General features: G+C 47.3%; 15 protein-coding genes and 2 pseudogenes. 9 read left to right on the plus strand and 8 right to left on the minus strand.

Annotated features, from left to right (window positions below):
* Nucleotides 1-122 precede the first annotated feature (122 nt).
* Both WKT20_RS01880 and WKT20_RS01885 read right to left on the minus strand, forming a co-directional pair.
* Nucleotides 123-1349 (minus strand): NAD(P)/FAD-dependent oxidoreductase, encoded by a 1227-nt coding sequence (locus WKT20_RS01880; protein WP_340416728.1) that lies wholly within the window; start codon nt 1347-1349, stop codon nt 123-125.
* A 1-nt stretch (nt 1350) separates the two neighbouring features.
* Nucleotides 1351-2374: pseudogene (locus tag WKT20_RS01885) on the minus strand (DUF5690 family protein); the annotation flags it as partial.
* Between the two features lie 199 nt (nt 2375-2573).
* On the opposite strand from WKT20_RS01885, the gene WKT20_RS01890 reads away from it, so the two are divergent.
* The gene (locus WKT20_RS01890; protein ID WP_117702007.1) at nt 2574-3104 is read left to right on the plus strand and encodes a gamma carbonic anhydrase family protein; all 531 of its coding nucleotides are present in this window, start codon (nt 2574-2576) and stop codon (nt 3102-3104) included.
* Between the two features lie 76 nt (nt 3105-3180).
* Here WKT20_RS01890 and WKT20_RS01895 read toward each other — a convergent pair whose 3' ends face one another.
* Genes WKT20_RS01895 through WKT20_RS01905 form a run of 3 tightly spaced genes read right to left on the minus strand, consistent with a single transcriptional unit; the run spans nt 3181 to nt 6350 of the window.
* Entirely contained in the window at nt 3181-4215 is a 1035-nt protein-coding gene (locus WKT20_RS01895) for a threonine aldolase family protein (RefSeq protein ID WP_340416729.1), read from the minus strand.
* A 19-nt stretch (nt 4216-4234) separates the two neighbouring features.
* A complete protein-coding gene (locus WKT20_RS01900; RefSeq protein WP_118164577.1) occupies nt 4235-4936 on the minus strand; it encodes a response regulator transcription factor in 702 nt (233 codons plus the stop codon).
* A 10-nt stretch (nt 4937-4946) separates the two neighbouring features.
* Nucleotides 4947-6350: a sensor histidine kinase gene (locus WKT20_RS01905; protein ID WP_340416730.1), complete on the minus strand. Its 1404-nt coding sequence runs from the start codon at nt 6348-6350 to the stop codon at nt 4947-4949.
* 126 nt (nt 6351-6476) lie between these two features.
* On the opposite strand from WKT20_RS01905, the gene WKT20_RS01910 reads away from it, so the two are divergent.
* Nucleotides 6477-8762 carry an outer membrane beta-barrel family protein gene (locus WKT20_RS01910; protein WP_340416731.1) on the plus strand — a complete coding sequence of 762 codons (2286 nt, stop codon included), beginning with the start codon at nt 6477-6479 and terminating at the stop codon, nt 8760-8762.
* A 269-nt stretch (nt 8763-9031) separates the two neighbouring features.
* On the plus strand, nt 9032-9625 hold the full coding sequence (locus tag WKT20_RS01915) for a porin family protein (protein ID WP_340416732.1): 594 nt from the start codon (nt 9032-9034) through the stop codon (nt 9623-9625).
* Nucleotides 9626-9715: 90 nt separating this feature from the next.
* Here WKT20_RS01915 and WKT20_RS01920 read toward each other — a convergent pair whose 3' ends face one another.
* Nucleotides 9716-10699: a Gfo/Idh/MocA family protein gene (locus WKT20_RS01920; protein ID WP_340416733.1), complete on the minus strand. Its 984-nt coding sequence runs from the start codon at nt 10697-10699 to the stop codon at nt 9716-9718.
* 91 nt (nt 10700-10790) lie between these two features.
* Here WKT20_RS01920 and priA point away from each other — a divergent pair, with 91 nt between their 5' ends.
* From priA to WKT20_RS01940, 4 genes are read left to right on the plus strand one after another with little or no spacing between them, the layout of a single operon-like run.
* Complete coding sequence (priA, locus tag WKT20_RS01925; protein WP_340416734.1) at nt 10791-13253, plus strand: replication restart helicase PriA; 2463 nt, start codon at nt 10791-10793, stop codon at nt 13251-13253.
* A gap of 11 nt (nt 13254-13264) precedes the next feature.
* On the plus strand, nt 13265-13981 hold the full coding sequence (locus WKT20_RS01930) for a phosphatase (protein WP_117702013.1): 717 nt from the start codon (nt 13265-13267) through the stop codon (nt 13979-13981).
* Nucleotides 13978-14460 carry a low molecular weight protein-tyrosine-phosphatase gene (locus WKT20_RS01935; protein WP_117702014.1) on the plus strand — a complete coding sequence of 161 codons (483 nt, stop codon included), beginning with the start codon at nt 13978-13980 and terminating at the stop codon, nt 14458-14460. The genes WKT20_RS01930 and WKT20_RS01935 overlap by 4 nt, the downstream gene beginning before the upstream one ends.
* A gap of 28 nt (nt 14461-14488) precedes the next feature.
* On the plus strand, nt 14489-15715 hold the full coding sequence (locus tag WKT20_RS01940; protein ID WP_118244031.1) for an anaerobic sulfatase-maturation protein: 1227 nt from the start codon (nt 14489-14491) through the stop codon (nt 15713-15715).
* Between the two features lie 11 nt (nt 15716-15726).
* Here the strand turns inward: WKT20_RS01940 and WKT20_RS01945 are convergent.
* Together WKT20_RS01945 and WKT20_RS01950 are read right to left on the minus strand one after the other, a co-directional pair.
* Nucleotides 15727-15927, minus strand: a pseudogene (locus WKT20_RS01945) (thioredoxin domain-containing protein); the annotation flags it as partial.
* A gap of 20 nt (nt 15928-15947) precedes the next feature.
* Nucleotides 15948-16193 (minus strand): hypothetical protein, encoded by a 246-nt coding sequence (locus WKT20_RS01950; protein ID WP_117702017.1) that lies wholly within the window; start codon nt 16191-16193, stop codon nt 15948-15950.
* A gap of 102 nt (nt 16194-16295) precedes the next feature.
* On the opposite strand from WKT20_RS01950, the gene WKT20_RS01955 reads away from it, so the two are divergent.
* Entirely contained in the window at nt 16296-16880 is a 585-nt protein-coding gene (locus WKT20_RS01955; protein ID WP_340416735.1) for a LysR family transcriptional regulator, read from the plus strand.
* 284 nt (nt 16881-17164) lie between these two features.
* Nucleotides 17165-17596 (plus strand): Hsp20/alpha crystallin family protein, encoded by a 432-nt coding sequence (locus WKT20_RS01960; protein ID WP_022052577.1) that lies wholly within the window; start codon nt 17165-17167, stop codon nt 17594-17596.
* The last annotated feature ends 59 nt before the right edge of the window (nt 17597-17655 follow it).

A 17655-nucleotide genomic window follows, 5' to 3' on the forward strand; every position in this document is an offset into this window, starting at 1 on the left:
TAATGGAAACATTACACGGTTTTCCACCCGAGGTTTGCAAAAAAATATTTCCTCATAGAAACAACAATACTTCGGTAAATTTTTACCGAAGTATTGAATTGACGAGAAATACACACCCTGTCTTATCCTCCTTTTTTATTGGAACGTGCGTCGGCACAGCGCTGCTGGAATTCAGCAGAAAAAGGATCGACCTCTCCAAAGCGTTCTGGAGAGAACAATTCCGGATTCACAAACGGAGTTTCTCCTAAAATCAGTTCGGCAGCCAGACGGCCCATACCACCTCCGGCAGCGACTCCACCTCCGCAGCATCCAGTCACCGTATGCAATCCTTTGTAACGTGCTACCGGACCAATAATGAATTTTGCATCCGGCACATAGCAGGAAGGTCCAGACATATAGTGTGCAATCGGGAGGTCGTCAATATCTTTCAAATACTTTTTTAACAGCGGGGCACATTCATCCAGCACAGTCCACTTTGCCGCCTTATTAAAATCAAAATCCTCCAGTTTTTCAGTCAATGTAGAAAGGTCAAAAGCCTGGCACTGGCTTTCGCGCAGACCGATAATCAAGCCCCCCACATCGGAACGGGTAAAGGCACGTGCATCCGGAATGATCGTAAACGGATGATTGGCAGGGAAGCGTGTAGCATCAATGGAAGTAATCCAGAAATGGCTTCTTACAGGAGTAAACGGTAAACCGACTTTCAACGGACGCATTAGCAAGTTAGCCCATGAACCAGCTGCATTTACTACCACCGGAGCCGTTACCGCTTCTCCGGTTGCCAGTCTGACACCTTTCACCTCAGCGTCTTCCACCAGAATTTCCTTTACCTTACAATTTGAACGTAAAGTTACTCCCAGCTTACGGGCAGCTTTGGCATAACCCGAACAAAGAAGTGCTGAATCAATGAACGCATCCGTCGGCATATAAAGTGCCACATCTACCGCTTCCTCCTCAATCCAAGGAAGTAATTCCTTTACCCGTTCCTTTCCAATCCGTTCATTGGGTATTCCAAAACGGCAGGCCGCTTCTTCCAACGCCTCCAAGCCTTTCAAAGAAGCTTCTGATGAAGCAATTGTAATACTTCCGCACATCTGGAGTTCCAGCGACTCATCTAAAAGAGATTCTATCTCCTCGATACAATCGTATGTTTCCTGTACCAGCTCCATCAATGCCGGTTTAGTACGAGCACGCGTCAGGAGACAAGCCGCACGGGCCGATGCCTGAGAGGCAATTTCATTTCCGTCCAGCAACAGGATATTCCCTGCATGACGTTTTGCCAGCTGATATGCGGTAGCACATCCCAGCAGTCCGCCTCCTATAATAATAATGTCATAATCTTGTTTCATCTTAAATCGTATTATATTGAGGGTTTATATAAAAATCTGTATTCTTGAGTTTCAAGCCTTGCATGTACTTCCGGTGAATCAGGATGCTGGCCACAATAAACAGAATCGAACAAGTGGCTCCTACAAAACCGGCTATATGGTTGAACAAGGCAAACCATTCCAACTCGATGTTCAGGAATTCTTTGGTAGAAAGTAAGGTTACCGTACCCAGATACCCGATAAAATCAATCAGCGCAATAAAGAATCCCACGTTTCCCTTGATGCGGAAGCAGGCAATAAAAACGGTCAAAGAAAATGGTCTGGAAAGTCAGATAAGCTATGTAAAGCGATAAACTTTGGATAAACAGCCAGGTGACCGGTTTCAAGTCCAGCGTTTCATAATGGAAAGACACGTATGTCATGGTCAGACATCCAGCTATTACCAGCGTCATCAGCCACAACAGCGCTCTGATATTACTACGGAAAAATGCAAACAAGGCAAATATCCCCAAAATAATCAATGTGACAATGGTATCAATGCGAGCAAACAACCAGGAAGACTGATTGCTCATATCCAGAATGTTCACCAGGAAATCTTCTTTAATATCACGCAAGACCAGCAACATGAAGTTACCGATGAAAAGCAGCGTAAGAATCGGAGCATATTTCCGGAACAAAGCCACACATCCTTTTCCATCAAGCACTACCCGCTCGTTACGCAACGCAATATCTTCTGCCGTAGGCTGGGGCAAACGTTTCAGCATACATCCCATAAAGACCAGCAAAGGCAAGGCAAAACCTCCGATTACTGCCGGCATCCAGAATTGGTCTATCTGCATTTCATTCATGGCAAACAAGCCAAAGCTTTTTGCAACTCCCGAGCTGAACACCATGCTCACCCCGAACAGACTGGCCAAGATGTCCGTCACCTTCCGTCCTTCGATAAAACTGAAAATCACTCCCCACGTACAACCTAATGAAAGTCCGTTGACAAACATGGCAGCTACATTATAAGGTGCTTCCAAAAGTCCGAAGCCTACCAAAGTCATTCCTAAAGAAGAGCTGACTCCGGAAGAAGCTGACTACTATGACTATACCTGCCACACTGGAGACGTAATCAAAAGCATGATGCTAGTCTCTCCCGATAAAAACATAGAGGACCTGAAACGGGAAAAAAGAATTCTGGAGCTTCTTTGATATTCAGAAAAATCCGCTAACTTAGCCCCTCTTAAAAATGATTTACCTATGGCACTTATCAAATCAGTAAGAGGGTTTACTCCTCAAATCGGTGAAAATTGTTATCTGGCCGACAATGCCACCATCATCGGCGATGTAGTAATGGGAAAGGATTGCAGCGTATGGTTCAATGCAGTACTTCGGGGAGATGTAAACTCCATCCGTATCGGCGACCGTGTGAACATTCAGGACGGTACCGTACTTCATACATTATATGAGAAATCAACCGTAGAAATAGGCAATGACGTATCCATCGGCCACAACGTGACACTTCACGGAGCTTGTGTGCACGACAATGCCCTGATTGGAATGGGGTCTACCCTGCTCGACCATGCCGTAGTAGGTGAAGGAGCCATCGTAGCTGCCGGCGCACTGGTACTTGCCAATACCGTCATTGAACCACATACGCTTTGGGGCGGCGTACCCGCCAAGTTTATCAAGAAAGTTGACCCTACACAGAGCAAGGAACTGAATCAGAAGATTGCCAACGGGTATCTGATGTATGCTTCCTGGTTCAAAGAGGAAGAAACCGAGAAATAAAAAACAGCCTCGCAAGGTTTACGGCATTTAATTCCGTAAATGTTGCGAGGCTGTTCCTTTTTATCTTTGCCTAAGATTACTTGTTTTTCAACTCTTCCAGCAATTCAGCCACATCTTCTTCACGTGTAGCCCAACTGGTCGCGATACGTACCACTGTCGTACCGTCAGCCCGTTTCTCCCACACCTCAAAGCCGATACGCTGTGCCAGTTTCTCGTACAAGCTGTTTTCAAGCTGTACAAACAACTGGTTGCTCTGCGGACGAATGTAGAATGTATAACCGTTTGCTTTCAGTCCTTCCACAATCCGGTCAGCCATATCAATGGCGTGACGGGCAATTTTCAAGTACAAGCCATCCGTAAACAAGGTATCAAACTGCAAACCTAACAGACGCCCCTTGGCCAACAACACGCCCCGCTGCTTGATAATCGTATCAAACTGACGAATCAGTCCGGGCTGAGGAATTACGACTGCCTCACCAAACAAGGCTCCGACCTTGGTTCCACCAATATAGAAAATATCACACAAGGAAGCGATGTCTTTCAAAGTCACATCCGTATCCCGTGCCGCCAGTCCGTAACCCAAACGAGCCCCGTCGAGGAACAACGGAATCTTATGCTTACGGCACACGGCAGACAAAGCCTTCAATTCATCCAGCGTATAAAGTGTGCCGTATTCTGTAGGATGCGATATATACACCATTCCTGGAGCCACCATGTGCTCCCAGCTCGGGTCCTGGTAGAAAGCCGTCACATAACGGTCTACTTCTTCCGCATCCAACTTTCCTTCATGGTGAGGCAAAGCCAGCACTTTATGTCCTCCTGCTTCCACCGCCCCAGCTTCATGCTGGTTGATGTGACCCGTTTCTGCTGCAATCACTCCCTCATACGGACGAAGCAAGGCCGTAATGACCGTGGAATTGGTCTGTGTACCTCCCACCATAAAATGTACTTCTGCCTGCGGGCATCCGCAAGCTTCTGCAATTTTCCGGCGAGCCAATGCACAATACTCATCCGTACCATAGCCCGAAGTTTTCTCCATATTCGTCTGACACAAGCGCTCCAGAATCAAGGGATGCGCTCCTTCCATGTAATCACTTTTAAAATATTGCATATTCGTTTTGTATTTTAAATTATACTTTTTCTTCCAACATCAAACCTACTCCTTTCACGGTCTTCAGTTCCACCGTATCATCGGCCGCTAACAGTTTGCGCAAGCGAGACACGAATACATCCAAACTGCGCGAAGCAAAATAATCTTCCTCCGTATTCCATAGACGCGACAAGATGACTTCCCGCCGCACGACCTGTCCCTTGTGTTCACACAACATACGAAGCAAATCGGCTTCCCGCACCGTCAGCATCCGTTCTTCTCCCCCTTTCTGCTTCCATACGCCACGCACCGTATCAAACGAGAACAGTTTCCCGATGGGTACCTCCCGGACTTCTTTCTGCGCCGATACCCCTCGCGTCAGTTTCAGTAATGCCGTGATATGCGCATGCAATTCCTCGGCCAGAAATGGCTTTTTGACATAGTTATTCACACCCAGTTCATAACCTTTCACTACATCTTTCGGTGACACACGCCCGGAAGTAAACAAGATGGGCACATACTCATCCTGTTCCCGGATACGCCGTACCATCTCATATCCGTCCATTACCGGCATCTCAATGTCGGCTACGATGACATCCGGCTGCTGTGCCTTCCAAACGGCCAATCCTTCCTCGCCATTGGATGCCGTCAGCACCTGATACCCTCCAATCATATCCTCCAAACCACCCTGAATGATGTAACACAGATTCGCGTCATCTTCCACCAACAACAATTTGATTATCTCTTCCATTTCATTGTTCCTCTTTTTTATTTTCCAGGGCACTCTCCGGAGGAAAAACCAAGGTAAACCGACTGTATTCCCCCTCTATACTTTCCAGCGTGACCCGTCCGCCGTGCGCCTCCATAATCCGAAGCACATAATTCAGTCCCAGTCCGAAACCAGATGCTCCACCGGAACGACTGCGTTCACTGGCTGCCGCCCGTTCGTATTTCTCAAAAATCTTCCGCTGGTCTTTCAACGGAATACCGAAACCATTATCGGCCACCGTTACACAGACCGTTCCATCCGCTTTCCGTTCCGAAAGGAATGTGATTTCCACTGCTTCGCCCGAATATTTCAATGCATTGTCTATCAAATTACTGAGCGCTTCTTTCAGAAATTCCTCATCTGCCCAAACCACATCTTCCTGCAAGTCCCATACAAACGCAACCTGCTTGGTAGTTTTTGCCTTGTACTTCTCCGCCAAGTCCTCCAAAATCGGCCGCAGCAAACAATCCGCTTGCTGCAACTTCAATGCATGATTCTCCAGCTTGGAAAGCGTCAGCACCTTGTTGGTCAACGCCAGCAGATGCTCTCCTTCCTCTTTCACAATACGAAAATAACGTTCCTTCTTTTCCGGCTGTCCGTCCAGACGTCCGCTTTCCAGAATCTCCGTTCCCATCAGGATGGAACTCAGTGGAGTCTTCATATCGTGAATCATGGCATACGAAAAGTCCTCCCTCATCTTGGCTATCTTATCCTGCCGGATAATGACACGAATCTGATACACAATACAGATAATGACCAGTACCATAATCAGCACCGTGGCAATCAGCAACAGAGTCATACGCTGGAAAATCACCCAGTAAGGATTCAGAATCACCCCTTGCAGATAGCGAGTATATGCCTTATTAATAGGCACCAGCCTTGTTCTCAAGTATTTTTGTCCTTCCAGTTTTGCCTGTGGAGAAGATGCCCGCAATACATTACCTAGCGAATCCGTCATACAAGTCGACACCTTGGCCGAGATACCAACCGAATCCAGCATGTGAGCATAAATAGAATCCAAATTATGCAAGGACACATCCATCTTGAACGTATTCGATACCCCTTCCTGTATGGCGATAAACACAGCCGATTCGATATACTGACGCGTTTCCGGAATCTCCTCCTCCTGTACCGTATCGCTGTCCACTACATCCGCCTCAAGCTTAAATTGATAAGTATAAGTAGAATCCTTCTTCCCATACAATTGCTTCCAGATAATCATACGACCAAAGGCTTCCTGAAGTGCTGCATCTTTAAAAAGCTCATGGCTCTGCCGCATGACGTTCTCACGGGTCAGTTTGTAAGTGTTGACCAGCCAGACATACTGTAGTTCGACAATCGCAATCAGCCCCACTACCGCAATCCAGCGAATGTGTTTCATCTTCATAAGCGTATATTCTTCACGTAAACGAAAGACGTTAACGTAGCGTTAACCTTGTCTTAACCCAAAAAGCGAAACGGGCTTTTTAGTTTTGCAGTGTCAAAGATAATGAAAGATAAAGACACGAACGATATGAAAAAGTATTTTTTAGTGAGCATCTTGTTACTCCTCGGTACGATGCTCGGAACAGCCACCGCACAAACCATCACAGGTAAAGTTACCGACCCTTCCCGTCAGCCTATTGACGGGGCCACGGTCGTGCTCCAAACACCCGATTCCATATTTGTAGAAGCTACCATTACAAATGCTGACGGTACTTTCCTGCTGAATCACCAGCCGGCGCGCTACCGCCTGCTGTTCCAACACCTGCTATATGAACCGCAGGAGAAAGAAGGCACAGGGACCGATGCCGGCACGTTTACACTGCAACCGAAAGACTACGCCCTTCAGGAAGTCGTGGTACAAGGCGAACGCCCGCTGGTCACCGTGGAAGGCAGCCGTCTGACCTATGACATGCCGCAGCTGACCTCCCAGCGGCTGGTCACCAATGCGTACGAAGCCCTCAAACAGCTTCCGGGGGTTATCGAACAGAATGATGTACTGACGCTGGCCGGAGCAGGCGGAGTCAGTCTGCTGCTGAACGGACGTCCCTCGTCCATGACCTACGAACAACTCGTCACTCTCTTAAAGGGTATACCGGCTTCGCGTGTGGAGAAAGCGGAAGTGATGTACAGCGCTCCTCCGCAGTACCACGTGCGCGGTGCGGCTATCAACCTCGTACTGAAAGGATATAAACCCGGCGAAGGAGGCTTGCAAGGAGAAGTCAACGGTGAATATAAACAGCAGAAGGAAGCCGGGGGCAACGGAGGCGTCACACTGGCCTATACTTCTCCTAAAATAGACCTTGAATTCATGTACAACCTTCGGAGCAACTATACCCGTGGCTACATTGATTTCATCGCCCGGCATACGGTAAAGGAGCAGGTATATGATGTGAATCAGGTGACGGACAATGAAGGACGTAGTCTGACGCACACCCTGCGCGCCGGAGGGACGTATAAATTTGATAAAGACAACTCGCTGAACTTGTCCTATACCACCCAGTTCAGTCCGGACAAAACCGGCGACAGCCATTCCAACGGGAATATTTCCGAATCATTCAATCATTCTCAGGCTCACCATCAGATGCACAATGCCGCATTGTATTATACCTCCGGATTCGGATTTCAGGCAGGAGCCGACTACACGTATTTTACCTCGACCGATACACAAAACTTCTTCGACCGAAGTCCGGAAAAGGTAGAAACCCGCTTCATAAGCTGTTCCGACCAGCACATTGACCGCTGGAAAATCTATGCCGACCAGCACCACACACTGCCACAAAACTGGACATTGAACTACGGAACCTCTTTTACCTACGTCAACAACCGGAACACCCAAAACTATGATTTGCCGGAAATGCAAGGTAACGACCTGCACAGCCGTATCCGTGAATACACCTATAACGTCTACGCCGGATTCGACAAGGCGTTCAATTCCCAATGGACCCTGAGTGCCTCTGCCACATTGGAATACTACCAGATGCAGGATTACCGGAAATGGGCTGTCTACCCCACTCTCCAGTTGAACTACATGCCGTCTGCCTCACACATTCTCCAGTTGTCTTTCAGCTCTGACAAGACTTATCCCGATTACTGGACACTGAGTGGCGCCACCAGCTACCTGAACGGTTACAACGAAAGTCTGGGAAACCCATTCCTTCGTCCCTACACCGATTACAACGTCGACTTGACCTACATTCTGAAAAGCAAATACATTTTTCAGGCAAGCTACAGCTATACACCCGACTACTTCATGCAGACCGTCTACCTGGATTCCGACCGTCTGAAAGCCCTCTACAACTGGCAGAACTGGGATTACACTCAGGACCTTTCTTTCACCGCCATCCTTCCTTTCAAGGCAGGAAGCTGGTGGGACAGCCGTCTCACCCTGCAGGCCACCTTAAAACACGACAAGGCCAGCGCATATTACGATGCACCTTTCAATCAGAAGCAATGGGTCGGTGTAGGGCATTGGACACATACCTTCCAGCTCTGCCGTCAGCCCAACCTGAAAATGGAAGTTACCGCTTTCGGACAAACAAAATCCATACAAGGCAGTTACGACATTCAGCCAGTGGCCTTCGTAGATGCAGCCCTGCGCTACACCTTTGCCAAAGACAAAGCCATGCTTCAACTGAAAGGACGTGACCTATTCAATACGATGAATCCCAAAACAAAAGTCCGGAACGGTGCGCAACATCTCGACATGAATACCAAAAGCTACATGCAGAGCATTACCCTTTCGTTCAGTTATCGTTTTGGTGGCTACAAGAAAAAAGAAGTGAAGGAAGTAGATACCTCACGGTTTGGGAATTAAAAAAACAGACTCTCTCCAATAATAAGGACAAAGAATTAATCAACAAAGAAATCCTTATCTTTTACGTTTCTCACCGCGAAGCCCTATGTTTTTCTTATGGGAAACATAGGGCTCTGCCATGAGAAACATACAGTTCCGCCACAGAAAACCTAAAATTTCTTTTTGTCTAATAATAAATATTCCGAGATAAATTACACTTTTCTGCTAATACCCTCTTTTCTATTTCCAATTAATATCTACCTTTGCAGAAACTCTAAACGAAACAAGATATGAAGAAGTTATTATCTACACTGATGGTAATTGCCTGTCTGGCACTTGCCATTCCGGCACAAGCCCAAATAAAATTTGGAGTAAAAGCAGGTTTGAACGTTTCCAAACTACATCTTTCTAAAGAGACTCTAAGTTCAGACAACAGAGCCGGATTCTTTATCGGTCCGACTGCCGAGTTTACATTGCCACTTTTGGGATTAGGTATTGATGGTTCTGTATTATACAACCAGTTCGGCGTAGACTCAGAAAAAGGAACTTCTACAAAGAAGAGCATTGAAATTCCTATCAATCTGAGATGGACTGTCGGATTCAGTAGCCTGGTAGGTGCATACGTAGCTGTAGGTCCTCAGTTTGGATTCAATATAGGTGACCGCTGGTTTAGTTCTATCGACAAAGTATGCGAATTCAAGAAAAATACGACCAGTTTCAATGTCGGTGCAGGTTTGAAACTCCTTGGCCATTTGCAGGTAGGTGCCAACTACAACTTCGCTCTAAAAGACAATGGAAAAATACATGATGGTGACATAGAAGATTTGGCCACTATCGGTTTCAAACAAAATACTTGGCAAGTTTCTGTTGCTTACCTATTCTAAAAACACATAGAAAACCATAAAAAACCTCCTTTCAGGTGATATAGAATATTCACTTTGAAAGGAGGTTTCCTTTTTTATCATACAGACCGTTTATTCGTTATCGCAAGGATACACTACTCCCCATTCCCGGCGAAGTGCATCCATCTGCTGCATGATGCGGAGTGTCTCGGCATGCGGCATATAAGGCGATTCCAGCCAGTCTTTTTCAATTGCTTCCAATGAAGCGTACACCTGATACTCATAGCCTGTAATCTGTTGCGGGACATTGTATACGGCTACAGTCTGATAATTCGTATCCAGCACTTTGACCGACTGCGGATTGTTGATGTTTTCTACTATCAAATGACCTTTATCTCCCGAAATGATACCCATGCGATCGGTAGCGGCATGAATGCTTGCCTGCAAGGCAGCCATCTTGCCATCCTTATACAGCAACGTAATATTTTCCTGTGCATCCACTCCTGTATCCGTTTTCTGGCAGACGGAATGCACGGAAGCTACTTCCTTTCCGAAATACATGGCAGCAAAGTTGAGCAGGTACACACCCAAATCGAGTAAGGCACCGCCCGCCAGTTCCGGACGTAAGATACGTTCCTTCCGGTCAATTACATACCCTAAATTGGCCGATAAGATATGAGGAGTACCAATCACTCCTTCTTCTAATAGCTCACGAATCTTCAACGAAAGCGGCATGTAACGGGTCCAGATAGCTTCGGTCAGAAATACTTTCTTCTCTTCAGCCAGTTTCAGCAGGTCAGCTGCCTGACGGGCATTAGCCGTAAAGGCCTTCTCACACAGCACCGGTTTTCCTTTCTCAATACACAAACGGGCATTGTCATAGTGCATGGCATGAGGAGTGGCAATATAAATCAAATCTACTTCCGCATCGGAAGCCAGTTCTTCATAACTCCCGTAAGCCTTCGCAAACTGCCATTTCTCGGCAAAAGCCTTTGCTTTTTCTACCGTGCGCGAAGCCACGGCATAGCGTTTCACCCCTTTCATTCCTCCAAGCGTAGCCGCCATTTTTGCCGCAATGCTACCACATCCGATGATTCCAATATTGTAAATTTTCATTTTGAATTAAAGATTAAAAACAGCAGGTACAAATCTATAAAAGTTTCAGGAGGGAACCAGCTATGTGAGGGGCTTTTTGTAACTTTGCAATATGAAAAAATTCGTGGATGTCATAGTACCCCTGCCCATTGCCAGCCAGTACACGTATTCGCTTTCGGAAGGTATGGAAGCCAGCATACAGCCTGGCTGCCGGGTCATCGTGCCTTTCGGTCCTAAAAAGTTTTATACGGCCATTGTTACCAAGGTACACGAAACGGCCCCAGAGGCGTATGAAACCAAAGACATCTCGGAAGTGCTCGACTCACGCCCGGTTTTGTTAGGACAGCAGTTTTCTTTCTGGAAATGGCTGGCCGACTATTACCTCTGCACGTTGGGAGACGTGTACAAAGCAGCCCTTCCTTCGGGTATGAAACTGGAAAGCGAAACACTGGTGGAATACAATCCGGACTTTGTGGCTTCGGAACCACTCCCTCCACGGGAACAGCGTATTCTGGACTTGCTCAGTGCCGACCCGGAGCAATGCGTTACGCAACTAGAAAAGGCCAGCGGCATGAAGAATTTGTTGCCAGTCATCAAATCGCTGCTGGAGAAAGAGGCTATCTGCATCAAGGAAGAAATCAAACGAAGCTATAAACCGCGTACGGAAGTACGGGTACGACTGACAGAAGTGTTGCAGAACGAACATCACCTGCACATTCAGTTTGATTTACTAGCACGAGCCCCCAAGCAGCAGGCCATCCTGATGAAATACCTTGAATTGTCGGGATGGAACACCGAAGGGAAAAATATCCGGGAAGTCAGCAAGAAGGAGTTGCTCGATGCCTCCGGACAGACGCAATCCGTCTTCAAGAACTTAGTAGACAAACAAATACTGGAGACGTACTTGCATGAGATTGGCCGACTTACGGGAAACCACGCCGAAACGGTTCCACTACACACCCTGAGCTCCGCACAGCAACGGGCGTTTTATGAAATCCTGACTTCCTTCCAGACCAAGAACGTATGCCTGCTCCACGGCGTGACGGCCAGCGGAAAGACGGAAATCTATATCCACCTGATAGAAGAAGTGCTGAAAGCCGGAAAGCAGGTGCTCTATCTTCTTCCGGAAATTGCCTTGACGACCCAGATTACCGAACGGTTACGACGGGTATTCGGCAAACGCTTAGGAGTATATCACTCCAAGTTTCCGGATGCGGAACGGGTGGAAATCTGGCAAAAGCAACTGACCGAACAAGGTTACGACGTGATATTGGGAGTCCGTTCCTCGGTATTCCTTCCGTTCCGGCGACTGGGACTGGTCATCGTGGACGAGGAACATGAAACGAGCTACAAGCAGCAAGACCCTGCCCCACGCTATCATGCACGGAATGCCGCCATCATGCTGGCTTCCATGTACGGTGCCAAAACCCTGTTAGGTACGGCCACGCCCAGCCTGGAGAGTTATTACCATGCCCGAAATGGGAAATACGGTCTGGTAGAACTGACCGAACGCCATCAGCAGATTCAGTTGCCACACATTGAGTTAGTGGACATCAAGGAACTGGCCCGTAAGAAACGGATGACGGCACAGTTCTCTCCGCTTTTGTTACAGAAAATACGGGAAGCTTTGGAGCAGAAAGAACAGGTCATCTTGTTCCAGAACCGACGGGGTTTTGCCCCGATGATTGAATGCCGCACCTGCGGATGGGTACCGCGCTGCAAGAACTGCGATGTGAGTCTGACCTATCACAAAGGGCTTCACCAGCTGACGTGTCACTATTGTGGCTATACCTACGCCGTGCCTACAGCCTGTCCGGCTTGTGGAGGAGTGGAGCTTATGAACCGCGGATTCGGCACAGAAAAAATTGAAGACGACATCAAGCAGATTTTTCCGGAAGCCAAAGTGGCCCGAATGGACTTGGATACCACCCGTACCCGCACGGCCTACGAGCGTATCATCAACGACTTTGAAGAGGGGAAGACGGATATTCTGATTGGTACGCAGATGATTTCCAAAGGACTGGACTTCGACCGGGTAAGCGTGGTAGGTATCCTGAATGCCGACTCGATGATAAATTATCCCGATTTCCGCTCGTACGAACGGGCGTTCCAGCTCATGGCACAAGTGGCCGGAAGAGCCGGACGAAAGAACAAGCAGGGACTGGTGGTGCTTCAGACGAAGTCGCCGGAGAATCCGCTTATTCATCAGATTATGGCCAACGATTACACCCGTTTGTATCAGGAACAGATGGAAGAACGCAGCCTGTTCAAATACCCTCCCTTCTACCGGCTGATTTACGTATATCTGAAGCACCGCAAGGAAGACATCCTGAACCAGGCAGCCGACCTGATGGCCGCTCACCTGCGACAAGGCATGGGCAAACGGATATTAGGTCCGGACAAACCACCCGTGGCACGGATACAATCACTTTTCATCCGGAAGATTGTCATCAAGATAGAGCAGGAAGCTTCCATGAGCAAGGTACGCCGCTACCTGACACAGGTACAGCGCACCCTCATAGAAGATGAGCGCTTCCGCTCACTGATGGTATATTATGATGTAGACCCTACCTAAACCCTATACACATGAAGATAGAATTAGATGTACATACGCACACCATTGCCAGCGGACACGCTTTCAGCAGTCTGCAGGAAATGGTACGGGCAGCAGCCGACAAAGGCCTGAAGTTGCTCGGCATCACGGAACATACACCGGGAATTCCCGGAAGCTGTCACCTGATTTACTTTCGCAACCTACACGTGGTACCGCGGCAGATGTACGGCATCGAGCTCCTGCTTGGGGCGGAAATCAATATCCTTGACACGCAAGGCACACTCGACCTGGATGAATTCCACATGAACTTGCTGGATTTGCGAATCGCAGGTATTCATTCCTTGTGCTACACACCGGGAACTCCCGAAGAAAATACGCAAGGAATGATTAAAGCCATCGAAAATCCTTACACCCACATCATCAGCCATCCGGGGGATGGTACGGCCAAGTTGCTTTTTGAACCGATTGTGCAGGCCGCCAAAGCCCATCACACCTTGCTGGAAATCAACAATAGTTCCTTGAAGCCTTGCCGCAACAAAGTGGAAGCACGGCCCAACAACTTAGAGATACTCCGTCTCTGCAAACAATATGAGGTGCCTGTCATCCTGGGAAGTGATGCACACATCTCATTCGACATTGCGACTTACGACCATGCCCTGGAGCTGGTCAAGGAAACCGAGTTTCCCGAAAGCCTCATCCTGAATACGGATGTAGCACGTTTTAAACAGTATTTACACCTTGATAAATGATGAAACAAAGAATATTATTCGTCTGTCTCGGCAACATCTGCCGTTCCTCTTCTGCCGAAGAAATCATGCGTACGCTGGTGCGCCGGGCAGGAAGAGAAAAAGAGTTTGAAATTGATTCCGCAGGCATCAGCGGTTTCCACGAAGGAGAACTGCCCGATGAACGTATGCGGGCTCACGCCAGCCGCAGAGGTTACCAGCTGACCCACCGCTCGCGTCCGGTACGCACGGAAGATTTCTATCACTTCGACTGGATTTTAGGTATGGACGACCGCAACATCGATGCCCTGCGCGACAAAGCGCCCGACGTGGAAAGTGAACAGAAGATTCACCGCATGACCGATTTCTGCCGTACCAAGGTAATCGACTATGTGCCTGATCCCTATTATGGAGGAGCTCAAGGCTTCGAGAATGTGCTCGACATCCTGGAAGATGCCTGCGAAGGACTATTAGCACATCTTTCCGAAGAAAACGAAAAATAACTTGAATACTTACTTAAACCACGATACCATGAATCAAACCATTGCGCCTTTTGCCCGTCCGCTATATGTGATGACAAAACCCGTAGGGGCAGTCTGCAACTTAGCTTGCGACTATTGTTACTACCTGGAAAAGGCCAACTTATATAAAGACATCTCCAAGCATGTGATGAGCGACGAGCTGTTAGAGAAATTTATCCGCGAATACATCGGCTCACAGACCATGCCGCAGGTGCTCTTTACCTGGCACGGCGGAGAGACTCTGATGCGTCCGCTCAGCTTCTACAAGCGAGTGATGGAACTGCAACAGAAATATGCCGGAGGACGTACCATCGACAACTGTATCCAGACCAACGGTACCTTGCTGACGGATGAGTGGTGCGAATTCTTCAAAAAGAACAACTGGCTGGTAGGCGTGTCCATCGACGGACCACAGGAGTTCCATGATGAATACCGCAAGAACCGTCAGGGACGCCCGTCATTCACCAAGGTAATGCAAGGCATTCACTTGCTGAAGAAACACGGGGTAGAATGGAACGCCCTGGCCGTAGTGAATGACTTCAACGCAGACTATCCGCTGGACTTCTATCATTTCTTCAAGGAAATTGACTGCCACTACATCCAGTTTACCCCGATTGTAGAGCGTATCAGCCCCCATGCCGACGGCCGTCATCTGGCCAGTCCGCTACAGGAAGACGAAAGATTAGCCGACTTCTCCGTATCACCGGAACAATGGGGCAACTTCCTCTGCATCTTGTTTGACGAATGGGTACGCCAGGATGTAGGTAATTTCTTCATCCAGTTGTTCGACTCCACCCTGGCCAACTGGGTAGGTGCGCAGCCGGGTGTCTGCACCATGGCCAAGACTTGCGGACATGCCGGCGTCATGGAATTCAACGGCGACGTATATTCCTGCGATCACTTTGTATTTCCGGAATACAAGCTGGGCAACATTCATGAAAAGACACTGGTAGAAATGATGTACAGCGAACGCCAGATGAAGTTCGGGCAAATGAAACAAGACTCCCTCCCGCGCCAGTGCAAGGAATGTGAGTTCCTCTTTGCCTGCAACGGTGAATGCCCGAAAAACCGATTCTCCCGCACAGCCGATGGTGAACCTGGACTGAACTATTTATGCAAAGGCTACCATCAGTTCTTCCAGCACGTAGCCCCTTACATGGATTATATGAAAAAAGAATTGCTGGCCGAACGTGCTCCGGCCAACATCATGGAAGCCATAAAAAAAGGAGAGCTGTAAGGCTCTCCTTTTTTATAGATGTCTACCTGTCCGGCATATTCATCGGCCAACTCATCCAATACCGGAGCCAGCATCTTGCACGGACCACACCAGGTGGCATAAAAATCAATCAAGGCCGGACGCTCACCTAAGAATTTCCATTCGTTCGGATTCGCTTCATAGTTTGCTACTCTTGTCAAAAAATCTGCTTTGGTTAAATGTACTGCACTCATATTCTTCTGTTTTTAAATTTTTACTTACTTTCCTTTGTTGCCTGATAAGGTTTCACAAAATCCTTATACAATGCTTTGTTCCCAGACGAGATGTCACATCCTCCTGCCGCACAGCAGGACCAGTTCACCATGGCCATCAGCATCAACAACCCGCCCAATACTATCATCAGGGAGTCTGAGGCATAGATACCATAAGCGGCAAACACAGCTTCCGAAAGGAGGCGTATCACCCGGAGAACACCCCAATTACGAAATAATCTTTTCATTGTCAACACCTTTTTTGTTTATTTCTGATGCAAATGTAGAGGGAAATACGCAAGGGCACAACAGATTTTATTTATCTTTGTATTGATAATATCTATTGAACCATGACGTTACAACAGATGGAATATATCGTGGCACTGGACAAGTACCACCACTTTGTACTTGCAGCCGAGGCGTGTGGCGTGACACAGCCTACCCTCAGTGCGATGATTCAAAAGCTGGAAGAAGAACTTGATGTCAAGATATTCAACCGCGACCGGAAAAATATCACCCCTACCCGCATCGGTGAAAAAATCATCCGCCAGGCACAGATTGTACTGAATGAAACCCAATGCATAAAGGAGGTAGTAGCCGACGAAACGGACAGCATGAACGGTAACCTGCGTATCGGTATTCTGCCCACCATTGCTCCCTATCTCGTACCCGACTTTATCCATCATTTCCGGTATACCATCATCCCCGAACTTCATATTGCGTCATTAACCGAGAAACAGAAAGCCCACGTCCTACCTCTTCAGGCAAACCCTCCGACACAACGCCACGTATCTATTCTTATCAAAGAAGACTTTATCCGCGAAAGAATGGTCAATGCGGTTATAGATACTCTTAAATCCATCATTCCCGCACCGATGCAGGAAAAGCGTCTGTCTTCACATTCCATCAGATTACGGCACTCAAAGAGTGAATAAATGACAATATGTCACAGAATAAGACTTTTTGTCTTTACAATTTAAATTTAAAATGACAATTTGTTACAACCCATTCCATCAGACAGCTAATATAGTTTGCAAAGGTTTAAAAATCGGCATAGAAGGTTTAAAATAAAGGTATTACATTAAAAATGGAAGTTACAACAACCCCCATTCAAGATTTGTGGTACACTGTTTGCAAAAGAGTAAGTGAACTTGAATTTCAAAAGGGTTCGGGTTCAGAAACAAAATTGATTAACAACTAAAAATAGGAGATTACAACTATGATGCCGACTAGAAAATATTACAATCAGAACTGGTTACCAAGTATCTTTAATGACTTCTTCGATAACAACTGGATGGAAAAAGCAAACGCTACCGCACCTGCAATCAATGTGGTGGAAAGCGACAAGGATTACAAAGTAGAAGTAGCCGTTCCGGGAATGACTAAAGAGGATTTCAATATCCACTTGGGTGATGAAAACGAACTGGTCATCTCCATGGAAAAGAAAGTTGAAAACGAAGACAAGGAAAACAAAAAATACTTACGACGTGAGTTCTCTTACACCAAGTTCCAGCAGTCACTTTACTTGCCCGACAATGTCGATAAGGAAAAGATTACTGCCAATGTAGCAAATGGTGTATTGACTATTGAGCTGCCAAAGTATTCTCAGGAAGAAAAAGCAAAAATTAATCGTGTGATTGAAATACATTAATCATCACAAATAACGGAAAACTCTCGTCTGCATCCATTGTGGGCGAGAGTTTTTATTTT

The sequence above is a fragment of the Phocaeicola sp. ICN-14070 genome (assembly GCF_037892625.1).
GTDB classification, from domain to species: domain Bacteria; phylum Bacteroidota; class Bacteroidia; order Bacteroidales; family Bacteroidaceae; genus Phocaeicola; species Phocaeicola plebeius.